7 protein-coding genes are annotated in these 12,273 nt (G+C 45.9%); 3 read left to right on the top strand and 4 right to left on the bottom strand.

Translation table 11 applies throughout. The annotated features are described in order from the left end of the window. Positions 1-24 precede the first annotated feature (24 nt). Positions 25-831 (bottom strand): NUDIX domain-containing protein, encoded by an 807-nt coding sequence (locus Q1A41_RS04540; RefSeq protein ID WP_299975306.1) that lies wholly within the window; start codon positions 829-831, stop codon positions 25-27. Between the two features lie 108 nt (positions 832-939). On the opposite strand from Q1A41_RS04540, the gene Q1A41_RS04535 reads away from it, so the two are divergent. The 3 genes from Q1A41_RS04535 (at position 940) to Q1A41_RS04525 (ending at position 8,640) form a co-directional block, all read left to right on the top strand. Beyond that, positions 940-3,873: a PD-(D/E)XK nuclease family protein gene (locus tag Q1A41_RS04535; RefSeq protein ID WP_299975303.1), complete on the top strand. Its 2,934-nt coding sequence runs from the start codon at positions 940-942 to the stop codon at positions 3,871-3,873. Between the two features lie 14 nt (positions 3,874-3,887). Beyond that, positions 3,888-7,427 carry a UvrD-helicase domain-containing protein gene (locus Q1A41_RS04530; RefSeq protein WP_299975300.1) on the top strand — a complete coding sequence of 1,180 codons (3,540 nt, stop codon included), beginning with the start codon at positions 3,888-3,890 and terminating at the stop codon, positions 7,425-7,427. A 130-nt stretch (positions 7,428-7,557) separates the two neighbouring features. Further along, entirely contained in the window at positions 7,558-8,640 is a 1,083-nt protein-coding gene (locus Q1A41_RS04525) for a 3-deoxy-7-phosphoheptulonate synthase (RefSeq protein WP_299975297.1), read from the top strand. Between the two features lie 387 nt (positions 8,641-9,027). On the opposite strand, the gene cysG is transcribed toward Q1A41_RS04525, so the two are convergent. From cysG to crcB, 3 genes are all read right to left on the bottom strand, one after another. Then, entirely contained in the window at positions 9,028-10,452 is a 1,425-nt protein-coding gene (cysG, locus tag Q1A41_RS04520) for a siroheme synthase CysG (RefSeq protein ID WP_299975295.1), read from the bottom strand. Positions 10,453-10,466: 14 nt separating this feature from the next. Further along, complete coding sequence (gene serS / locus Q1A41_RS04515) at positions 10,467-11,747, bottom strand: serine--tRNA ligase (RefSeq protein WP_299975292.1); 1,281 nt, start codon at positions 11,745-11,747, stop codon at positions 10,467-10,469. A gap of 91 nt (positions 11,748-11,838) precedes the next feature. Further along, positions 11,839-12,219, bottom strand: a complete 381-nt coding sequence (crcB, locus tag Q1A41_RS04510) for a fluoride efflux transporter CrcB (protein WP_299975289.1) — start codon at positions 12,217-12,219, stop codon at positions 11,839-11,841. Positions 12,220-12,273: the final 54 nt, after the last annotated feature.

The raw sequence follows: 12,273 nt of genomic DNA, 5'->3' as shown, positions 1-12,273 counted from the left end.
ATTGCACCAATAACAAACGAAAAATTACATACGCATAAGGCGCTGGCTAATTCCATACCCCGCTTCAGTAGGAATATTCAACATAACCCCTTCTGGATGTTTCTCCATTCTCGGCATAACCGAAGGAGCTACATGGTTGACTAAGGCCGCCTCCAACTCGGCTAAACTGTCGAACTGAGACAGCCAGGTAATATTCATTTCTGTTGGGAACATCAATTTTAAAGTACCCTGATCAATTTCAGATTTCAGCGTAGCCAAACTTTGCCAACGTGCTTCAACAGTTTCACTGCCATCACAACTGGCCGTTTGCCCCTGTGGCATTCGAGCAACATAGAATCGCGTTAGAAATCTTTTTTTGGCCTGCAAAGGTGTGGTCCAAGTCGATAAATGCGTTAAGGCTGTCAAATTTAACTGCCAATTAACTTTTGCAAGCTGAGCTACTAAGTTGAAATGCTGGGGAAGCCTGGGCCAATCATGCTGCCGACAGAAATCTTCATAGCAAGTAGAATCTATGGTCGGCTCGTTATCATCATGCCTAGCAAGCAGCACTCGGCTTTCTTCAAAGGTTTCCCTAAGTGCAGCTAATTTAAACGCATCTTCGCTTCGTTTCTCTTCTTCACTAGAAATTTCAGCGACTTCTTCAGGGTCTAAGGCTCCACCAGGAAATACCCACAAGCCAGGAGAGAAGGATAAGCCCTCGCTACGCTTTAACATAAGCGCTTCAGGGCCATTGCTAGAATCTCTCATTAATATAACGCTAGCCGAAGGTTTAGCCTCTACTGCATTCTTTTGATCAAAATCCGCTTTTACACCCCGAATTTGCGTGCTCATAAATACTCCTGTGATGCTTACGCTGAAAAGGCTTTGCTTTAGTGCTTAATGGTATTGACGTTATACTGTGTGCCCAACCAATACTAAGTTTACTGCATAGGCACGCCCATGGAAAATCAAGCCTTATCAATTGAAGACTTAGCCGCGCTTATTGATGAACAAAGCATCGTGCTAACGGCGAATAGCCGTCAAAGGCGCTACTTGTTAAAGCAATTTTCTTCAAAGGCGGACTCGCAAGACGATACCCCCAAAGGGATCGACTCAAGTCGTATATTGAGTTTTCAGCAATGGTTGAGCGAATCATGGATAGCGCTGCAAGGCCAAGCTTATCCAGAATCAGCGCAACTTTTGATCAAGCCCACACAAAGCCAGCTTCTGTGGCAGGAAATCATTAGTAATAGCGAGGAAAGTGCCGATTTAATCTGCCCAGATTTACTTGCCAAACAGGCAGCCTCTGCTTGGCAGCTGCTGAGTGAGTGGCAAATAAGTGCCCAAGAACTGCTCGATAAAGGCCATAGAGAATCCGAAATTCTTTATCATTGGGGGCTAAAATTTGATGAACGCTGTAAAGCGTTAAATCTTATCGACAGCCCTCAGCAATGCCAAATTCTGACTACAGCCTTAGGTTCAAATGCGTTAAAGCGCCATCATCAAGTGTTAATGTTGGGTTTCGATGATTTATCGCCTTTAAGACAAGGTTTAACTACAGCTATAGCGGATGAAGTAAAGTTCATTCAGTTGAAGCATCTTGAGCAAAACCAAGCGTTTCAACTGCCTTGCGAAGACGGCAATGATGAGATATACCAGTGCGCAAAATTTGTGCAAAACGAATTGTTAGCGGCACAGAGCAACAATATGGCTCTACCAAAAATCGCCATAGTCGACCCTCAACTCGGACAACGCCGAGATAAAATCGAAAGAATCTTTACCGAGGTTCTAGAGCCACAGTTTTTATACAGCGAGACCGACCGTTACACATTGCCCTTTAACTTCTCGGCAGGAACTCCTTTAGGACAATGCCCTATTATTGAATCGGCTATCGCTTTGCTTGCCCTAAATATGGAGCAGCTCGAAGTCGATAAACTTTGCCAACTTTTACAGAGCCCCTTTTGGCATAACAACGCTGAACTGGAAATGGAGCTGCCATTAGCAGAGCGACAACAGCTCGAATTCTCGCTGCGTGATCTTCAACAGGAACACATTCGAGCAGCCCAGTTAAGGCAATGTGCCGACAAGGTCGCGAAAAAGCTGGAAGCGCTTTACGAGCCAGAAAAAGGCACTGACAACATCAGTCTAGCGGAGCGCTTACAGGCTCTGTTTTACTCTCAGGAAAACCGAGCAAAACGAAATAGTGCCAAGCAGTGGAGCCAAATATTTTATCAGCAACTGGAACAGCTTAACTGGCCAGGCACACGTCGTTTAGACAGTAATGAATACCAACAAGTCATGCAGTTTCAAGGCCTGCTGACAGAATTACTCTGTCTCGATCAGCTAGACCGATTGTACAGTGCCAGCGAGATTATCCGTGAGTTACAACAACTGGCAAACAATCACCATTTTCAGGCGAAAACGCCTGATAGCCCTATTCAAATCCTTGGTGTCCTTGAAGCTTCCGGGCAATCTTTTGATGTTTGCTGGTTAATGGGTATGGATCAAAAACAATGGCCTCCTAGTCCACAAGCAAACCCTCTGCTACCCATGGATCTACAAAGAAGTATGAATATGCCCCACGCCAGTGCGGAGCGAGAACTCTTCTTCGCTGAGCAACTGATCAAGGCTTATCGTTATTGCGCCAACAAAGTGGTTTTCAGCTATCCAAGTCGCGAAGGTGAAGAGGAATTACAAGCCAGCCCTTTACTGGAGCCGCTATCTCTCCAACAAGCTCTTGGATTCAATACGGCCGCTGAAGCGCTGAACGAGGCAACGAAGAGCCCAACTAACAGCATACAGACGTATCGTCTAACCTCTGCCAAGACGAGTGAGTTTAAATGGATCGACAATCGCTATGGGCCGAAACTCAGCAAACGTGAAAAAAGCCTTGGAGGCAGTGGTGTCCTAAAGCAGCAAGCTTTATGTCCATTCAATGCATTCGCCCATTACCGCTTAGGCGCTCAAGCTTGGCCCGAAGTCCAGCTGGGTATTTCAGCACTTGAGCGAGGTAATATTTTGCACTTAGCGCTTGAGACATTTTGGCTTGAAATCAAGGATCAAGATCGCTTGCTTTCATTAAGCAATGAGAAACTAGAGGCTCTCGTCGACAGGCATATCGCCGAGTCTCTAGACCAAATTTTGCTCTATCGGCGAGACCTTGGGCCACGCTATCGGGCCTTAGAGTCCGAAAGGCTAAAGAGCATATTCATGGCCTATATAGAGTTAGACAAACAGCGTCCAAACTTCAGCGTAGATGGCATAGAAACAAGCCGGGAGCTTTCCTTAGGCCCATTAAAGTTAAACCTTCGCTTGGACCGTATCGATAAAACTCATATTGCAGACACTGATGCTGAAAATTCAGCTAATACAAAGCCAACAAAAGCATCCTATGTAGTTATCGATTATAAAACCGGGCAGTGTGATTTAAAAAGCTGGCTAGGCCCCCGCCCCGATGAGCCACAACTTCCGCTTTATAGCCTGAGTGATCCTGATATAAGCGCCATAAGTTTCGCTCAATTAAACGCCAAAGGCGTAAAGTATATTGGCATTAGCGAAACGGCATCACCAGCTGATGGCATATTCTCGGCTAAGGATCAGTCGCTACGTAAAAAGCTTAACAACCACGACAAACGAGTAGCCAACGACACTTCGATAAGCTCGGACGATGAAATTTGGCCCCAGCTACGCAATCAGTGGCAGCAAGATTTAGTGCAACTGGCGATCGACTATAGCTCAGGCCTTAGCGGTTTAGATTTTAAAGATACTCTTGCACAACGTTATAGTGAAGATCTTTTGAGTCTTCAGCGACTGCAGGAATTCACTAGCAAACGTCGACTCTGGTCAATCAAGCCAGCACCTCTGCAACAATCCCAGTTCGATTTGTCATTGTAAGGAAACAGATAAGCATGCAAGTTAAAGATCATGCTGCCCGCGAGCAGGCCATCAAAGCTACCGGCAGTTTTGCTGTTGCAGCCCCGGCTGGCTCGGGCAAAACAGGGCTTTTGACACAAAGAGTGCTAAACCTACTGGCAAATTGCGAGCACCCAGAAGAAGTGCTTAGCATCACCTTTACCCGAAAAGCCGCGGCTGAAATGCAACATCGCATTCATCAAGCTCTTTTAAGTGCCCACAATGCAAAAACTCCCCCCGAAAACCCACACGATGCTTTAACATGGAAGCTCGCTCAAAAGGTGTTACAACAGGACCGAGAAAAATCTTGGCAACTTTTATTAAATCCTAAAAGAATTCGCGTACAAACAATCGATGGTTTTTGTCGCAGCCTAGCGCGACAACTGCCTTTGGGATCTGGTTTAGGTGCGCTCCCGGAAACTCTGGATAACCCGAGCCTCGCCTATCAACAGGCTATTCAAACTGTATTTGCTCGAATAGAACAAGATGATGCGCTGCACTACCATTGGCGACAAGCGCTAAAACATCTAGACAATCAGCTGCCACAGCTGCAAGAACTAATGATGAACCTATTGGCGAAACGCGACCAATGGTTGCACAGCCTATACCCCCTCTTTATCAATGCCCAGTCTATGCATCTTACTGAGGGCGAGCAAAAGCAAACTCAAGAACTAGGCTTTAATCAGATAGCGCTTCGCAACTGGATTGAAGAACAACTTAGTGGCATCGCTGCAGCTTTTTCCTATGAAGCCAGCGAGCTTTGCATGTTGGCCGATTACGCAGCGACAAACCTCGCCCTTGAAGGTAAAACAGATTTAGATTATTTGCAGGGAATTGCTGCCCTACCCCAAACAAATGCAGAAGAGATTCTTGCTTGGCGGCAAATCAGTCACTTGCTACTCAGCCAAACAGGCTGGCGAAAACAGCTTAATAAAAATATCGGTTTTATCAGCCCTAAAGATAAAGACGCCAAACAAGCAGCCGACGCAAAAAAGCAAGCATTTAAGGCGTTAATTGCGAGACTGAGAGAAATCGAAGGGCTGCAAGAAAAACTGCAGTTCCTTAAGATTCTGCCGCCACTGCGTTCCTGCGATAGCCTAGAACCATTAATGATGAGCCTTAGCTATTTGATGGTCTTAATCGCTGCAGAACTTAAGCTGGTGTTCCGTAGACTAGGCGCCAGTGACTTTATCGAAGTCTCCCAAGCCGCATTGCAAGCCTTAGGCGGCGATGATCAACCTACCGATATCGCTTTACAACTGGATTACCAAATTCGACATATATTGGTTGATGAATTCCAAGATACTGCACAACCACAGTTGCAACTGTTAGAGAAGTTAACCGCCGAGTGGCAAGCCGATGACGGTCGAACATTGTTTATTGTGGGTGACGGCATGCAGTCCTGTTACGGCTTTCGTGATGCCAATGTCGGCATATTCTTACAAGCAAGGCAGCAAGGTATCGGCTCTGCTCCTTTAAAGGCCCTAGACTTAACCGTTAATTTTCGCTCCCAGAGTGGCGTTGTCGAATGGGTAAATCGCGTATTCAAGCAAGCCTTTCCTAGTCAAGATGATATCGGCCGAGGCGCAGTGCGTTATTCCGACAGTGTTGCCTTCAAACCTCAGCTGGACGGTGATGCATGTCAAACCCACATCGTGGTTTATTCGGAGCAACATGAGGTCGCTCAGGCAAGGGAGCAACAAGCAGAGTTAATTGCCAAATCGGTTGCTAAGCTTCGTCAAGATAGCCCAGAGGATAGCATTGCTATTTTGGTACGTAACAGGCCGCACTTAAAAGCGGTACTGCACGCTCTAGAGAAACGCTCCTTAAAATGGCAAGCAACAGATATTGATCCTTTATCCAGCCGGATGGCTATTAGTGATTTAATTAGTTTCACCCGCTGCATGCTATACCCTAGTGACAGATTAGCTTGGCTCAGTGTTCTTCGAAGCCCCTTAGTTGGACTTAACCTGGAAGAACTTTGGTACCTTAGCAATCCACTGGATGCTGAGCAAGAAGCAAAGAACGAGCAAGGCTTACACGATGGCTTTAAACGCCCAATTATTTTGAGCACCCTACACGATCCATCTTTTATATCTTCTTTAAGTCCTGACAGCCAACACAGGCTGCAGTGGTTTTTAAAACACTATCTTGCAGCGCAAAAAAACCGCGGACGCAAACCACTACGACAGTGGATAGAAGGCTTCTGGCTGAGTGCAGGAGGCCCGGCGAGCTTATTGGAAGCCAGTGACTTAGAAAACTCCGAGAGCTATTTCGAGTTGCTAGAAAAAGAAGCTTGGAACATTAGTAACTGGCAAGATTTTGAACATAAAGTAAATCGCTTATACGCCAAAGCGGCCTCAGCGGGTGACCCTAAAATTCAAGTGATGACGATCCACAAATCCAAAGGCCTTGAATTTGATCATGTCTTTATCCCTGAACTCGAACGCCGCCCACGCAGCGATGAAAGCGCACTCTTTCTATGGCAGCAGCGTATCAACACACAGGGGCAAAGCGATCTATTAATGGCGCCCTTAGCGAGTCGTGAATTCAAATCGACACAAGACGATCAAGCAGTCGATCAAAATGGCCTGTATGAGCTTTTAAAAGAAGAAGAAAAGCTAAAAAATGATTACGAAGCGACCCGCCTACTCTATGTTGCCTGCACCCGCGCTATCAAGAAATTGCATTTATATGCTTGCTTAAACGTGGATAAAAAAGCGCTCGAAAAGGACCTTACTGCAGGCAGTGAGCAGATACCATTAAAGCCCCCTTCAAGCAGTTCGCTACTCGGTAAAATTTGGCCCGCGATAAAAGATGAAGTTCGCACTTATAATGTAGGCGTAAGTAGCATTGAAACCCAAGAACAACAAGAACGCCATCCCAGTGAGGACTTTGGTCTACAACTCGTAAGTAATTGGAAATGCCCAGCCTTTCCTGAAAACCAACTACTCAAGGCTTACCGTGGTAAAGAATTTGGTGAAGAAGAAAACCTGCCCGAAAGCTATAATGTTGAGCAATTGTTCTATCGCCATTTGGGGACAGTGTTACATCGCTGCCTGCAACAAGTGGGGGAAGACGGCATTGCACTATGGGGGCCAGATAAACGCTCTGAAATGCGACCATTTTGGAGTATTCAGCTACAGCAACTTGGTCTTTGGCCAAGCGCTTGCGAGCAAGCATGTCAGCTTATCGACAAAGCCCTTGAACTGACACTTGCCGATAAGCAAGGTCGCTGGTTACTTGATAAACAGCATCAGGACAGCCATTTTGAGTGGCGCTTATGGGATAGTAAGGGGCAGCGTGAGTACATTATCGACCGTTGCTTTGTATACCAAGGCGAGCGCTGGCTGGTGGATTACAAGAGTAGCCTACCTAGCCCCGGCCAAGATGCCGCGGACTTCTACCAAGAAGAAGCTGCAACCTATCAAGATCAACTAAAACAATATCAACGGTTACTGAAGCGGCTTGGCGATGAACCGATTAAGAGCGCTCTTTACTTTCCGCTGATGCAAAAGCTGCTAATAATCGATTAGAATCTTTATTCGATAAAATTCCAAGATGAAATTGTCTAATAAAGCAGCAACATTTCTTATCTTGGGGGCAGCCCTAGGGCCAAGAATTGAGTAGAATAGTAGGCATAACAAGTCTGATTTAGAGATAACCATGAGCAATACCCATAGCAAAGAAATAGAAAACCTAAATATTAACTCCCAGGAGGTATTGATTTCACCTCAGGAGATAAAGGAAAGATTACCCGTAACAGGTGCAGCCCTGAGTGCCGTACAAACTGGCCGCCAAGCGGTTTGTGACATCCTGGACCGTAAAGATCACCGCCTTATGGTCGTCATTGGCCCCTGCTCTATCCACGATGTTGATGCAGCGAAAGACTATGCCCGCCGCCTGAAAGTTCTAGCAGAGGAGCTTTCCGATACCTTGTATATCGTAATGCGTGTCTACTTTGAAAAGCCACGTACGACCGTTGGTTGGAAAGGTCTAATTAACGACCCTTATCTAGATGACTCATTCAAGATTCAAGAAGGTCTACAAATTGGTCGCCAGCTATTGATTGATGTTTCTGAAATGGGACTAGCGACCTCAACCGAAGCCCTAGACCCTATTTCGCCACAATACATGCAGGATCTTATCGCCTGGTCCGCTATTGGTGCCCGAACCACCGAATCCCAAACGCACCGCGAAATGGCCTCTGGTCTTTCTTCAGCGGTAGGTTTTAAAAATGGTACCGACGGCGGCCTTACCGTTGCGATTAACGCTCTACAGTCTGTATCGAGCCCGCACCGCTTCTTGGGTATTAATGAAGATGGCCAAGTGGCAATTACTCACACCAAAGGCAATCCATATGGTCATGTCGTGCTACGCGGTGGTAACGGTAAGCCTAACTATGATTCCGTCAGTGTTGCTATGTGCGAGCAAGAGCTAGCCAAGCACGGTGTTAGCCCCAATATTATGGTGGATTGCAGCCATGCAAACTCCAATAAAAATCATGAACTGCAGCCACTTGTTATGGACAATGTCGCCAATCAAATTCTTGAGGGTAACAAGTCCATTATCGGTATCATGGTGGAATCTAATATTGGTCCTGGCAATCAAAAAGTCCCTGAGAATTTAGACGATCTGCAATATGGTGTTTCAATCACCGATGCTTGTATCGATTGGGAAACAACTGAATCCAGTTTGCGCTCTATGCGCGATAAGATCAAAGACGCCTTGCAGCAGCGACAGGTTTAATCAGATCAAATAAAAAGCCCCTTAAAGCTCACGAACCCCGGTTAATTGACTGGGGTTTGTTGTTTTAGGGGCTTTCAATCACACCTAAAACAATTAACGCAAATTGAATTTATAAGCAATTTTTTAGCATAGGCCTTTTACAGAAACCCCAAATGCAAGAATCTAGCTTGGGGCAGTGATTTGGAGCGACTAGGCTCCTGGATGGAACGGGTGGCTGCATGGACGCAGCGTTGGAGCGGAAAAGCACTGCCCCAAGCTAGAGTCTGGTCAGAGGGCAGGAATCCAAAAAACCATTCATTATAATCAAATTGGGACTGTAGGGGTTGCGAGGGGGTATAAAGGCTGTTTAAAAAGACTTTTTATAATCCTTAATATAAAACTTCCAAATCAAACTTCTATAAAAGACTCTTTCCCCGAAAACCAATTGAGCTTCTCATGCAAAGATACAACTCCACCAATAATCAACAAAGTCGGCGCTCTAAATTGCTCGCGCTTCGAAGCCTCAGGTAATTTAGTAAGGTCCGAAATCATGACCCGCTGTTCCTCGCAGGTTCCCTTCTCAACCAGAGCCGCCGGCGTTTTAGGATCTCGACCAGCTTCGATTAAAGCCTCACAAATCCTAGGCAGGCCTACCAAACTCATATAAAACACCAAGGTTTGATCCGCTGCAGCCAGTTCCGCCCAGCGTATATTTTCTTGATTGTTTTTTAGGTGCCCGGTAATAAAGCGCACCGACTGAGCATAGTCACGATGGGTTAAAGGAATACCTGCATAGCTGGCGCAGCCCGATGCCGCCGTAATGCCCGGCACCACCTCAAAACTCACGCCCATTTCGGCCAAGGTCTCTAGCTCTTCACCGCCGCGGCCAAAAATAAAAGGATCACCACCTTTTAAACGCAAAACCCTCTTGCCTTCCAAGGCAAGTTTTGCCAACAACTGATTGATATCTTCTTGGGGTACAGAGTGATCATCACGTCGTTTACCGACATAAATCCTTTCAGCATCACGGCGCAGCAACTCCATTACGGCGGGTGATACTAAGCGATCATACAGCACAACATCAGCCTGCTGCATTAATCGCAAAGCTTTTAAGGTTAATAATTCTGGATCACCAGGACCAGCACCGACAAGATAGACTTCTCCTTTGGCTGCATAATCACCCTTGATATTTTCCAAGGCATCATCAATTAACTGTCGCGTTGTTTCAAAATCATTCTTTACCGCGGCTTGTTGCGCTGGCCCCTCTACCAACCATTGCCAGAATCGTAAACGCTGGGTTTCATCGCTTATTTTGCTCTTAATCTTATCGCGGTAGCCGCCTAAAAGATCCGCAAACCGGCCCAGATTTGTTGGCAGTGATTGTTCAAGCTGGCGCCTAATTTGGCGCCCTAGCACTGGCGCTTTTGCTGCAGTTGAAATCGCGATGGTGATTGGCGATCGATCCACGATAGCAGGCGTAGTTATACTGCAAAGTTCTGGTTGATCAACCACATTCAGTGGAACATTCAGCTGCTGACACAGTTGTGCAATGTCTTCATGCAATACTGGATTGTCTGTTGCAGCAATAACAAAAACGCTACTAGCCATTAGATCTTGATCATCTTCGCTGTTAAATGGGCGCTCATGGTGAGTAACCTGAGACGAATGCTCATTCACTAGCTCGTGAATTTCGCGGTGTAAATCTGGTGAGATTAAATCAATTACAACGGGCGTTTTTAACAGCAGGCGTAATTTGCGGGCAGCGACTGCGCCGCCGCCGATTAATAAACATCGACGACCACGCATATCGTGATAAAGAGGAAAGTAATCCATTTTAGCAGCAGCCTTTAAGAGGCTGAAATTCGCTCCAGGCCACCGCAATAATTGCGTAGGGCTTCAGGCACGGTAATGCTGCCATCTTCGTTTTGATAGTTTTCCATAATAGCCAACAAGGTGCGACCAATTGCCAAGCCAGAACCGTTTAGCGTATGCAGCAATTGCGGTTTGCCATCAGCATTACGGAAACGAGCCTTCATACGACGAGCCTGGAAATCATTAAACAAGCTACAAGATGAAATCTCACGGTATTTCTCTTGGCTAGGAACCCAAACTTCCAAATCATAAGTCTTCGCCGCCGAAAAGCCGATGTCACCGCCGCATAGAATCACCTTACGATAAGGCAAGCCAAGCTTTTGCAAGATCGCTTCAGCATGGCCTGTTAACTCTTCAAGAGCCTGCTCTGACTGCTCTGGAGTTGTGAACTGTACAAGTTCTACTTTTTCAAACTGGTGCTGGCGAATCATGCCGCGAGTATCACGACCGTGACTGCCCGCTTCACTTCGAAAACACGGGGTGTGACAAGTAAGGCGAATTGGCAATTGCGCTGCATCGGAAACAATTTCATCTCGGTAAACATTCGTTACCGGCACTTCCGCAGTTGGGATCAAATAGAACTCGCGCTCATCGCGTAGTTTAAACAAATCCTCTTCAAACTTAGGCAGCTGGCCGGTTCCGTATAAAGATTCCTTGTTAACAATAAACGGCACTTGAATCTCTTCATAGCCATGCTCATTAATATGCACATCGAGCATGAATTGAATCAGTGCACGGTGCAAACGAGCAACACCACCACGTAATACTGCGAAACGTGAGCCTGTAAGTTTACTGGCTGTTTCAAAATCTAAGCCGCCAAGCTCTGCACCCAGGTCAACATGATCTTTTACGTCAAAGTCAAAAGCACGCGGCTCACCCCAACGGGAAACTTCAACATTATCATCTTCATCGTTACCTTCGGGAACGCTGTCATGGGGGATATTAGGCACACCGCTTAACAGCTCATCAGTCTTTGCCTGAACTTGATGAAGTTGCTGCTCCGCTTCGTGCAATGAGCCCTTAAGATCTTCAACTTCTTTTAATAAAGGCGCTATGTCTTGGCCCTGTGCTTTAGCCTTACCAATATTTTTGGATTTACTATTACGCTCTTGCTGCAAGGATTCAGTTTTTACCTGAATTTCTTTACGCTCTTCTTCTAGGGCTTGGATGGTTGCCACATCCAACTGGTAACCACGTTTCGTTAATGCCTCTGCCACCTGCTCGGCTTGTGTACGAACGACTTTCGGGTCCAACATAATATCAACCTTCTTACGATCACTACTGCGATCAACTTTCTTTTAAATCCATATTGTTTAACAATACTAGAATTATTGTTAAACAACGTTTCTAAATTATCTTCATTGCTAACTGTGCACCCAAAAAGACACACAGCAAGCTTCCCAATACATTCAATAAAACATAGCTTATCGCTAAGCCATGATCTTGATTTTGCCAGAGACTTAATGCCTCTAAGGAAAATGCAGAAAATGTGGTAAACGCCCCTAAAAAGCCTGCCATCAAGACATTGCGCCATTGAGGGTTAAACCACTGCTCTTCTACAATCAGCACATACAGAAAACCCATTAATGCTGAGCCTAATAGATTTACAAAAATTGTCGCTAAAGGTAAACGACCAGCCACTGGCACTAACCAATAATTGGCTATGGCATAACGACTTAAAGCGCCTAAGCTGCCGCCTGCTGCTACCGCTATCCACTGACTGATCATATTCCTAAGAGCACTCTATAAATCGTTTAAGCTTGCGCGCGTTCTTTTACAACG

Origin of the sequence: uncultured Pseudoteredinibacter sp., from assembly GCF_947502065.1 — a bacterium.
Lineage (GTDB): Bacteria > Pseudomonadota > Gammaproteobacteria > Pseudomonadales > Cellvibrionaceae > Pseudoteredinibacter.
Note: the sequence above shows the minus strand (reverse complement) of the source record. Positions and strands in the feature narration are given on the sequence as shown.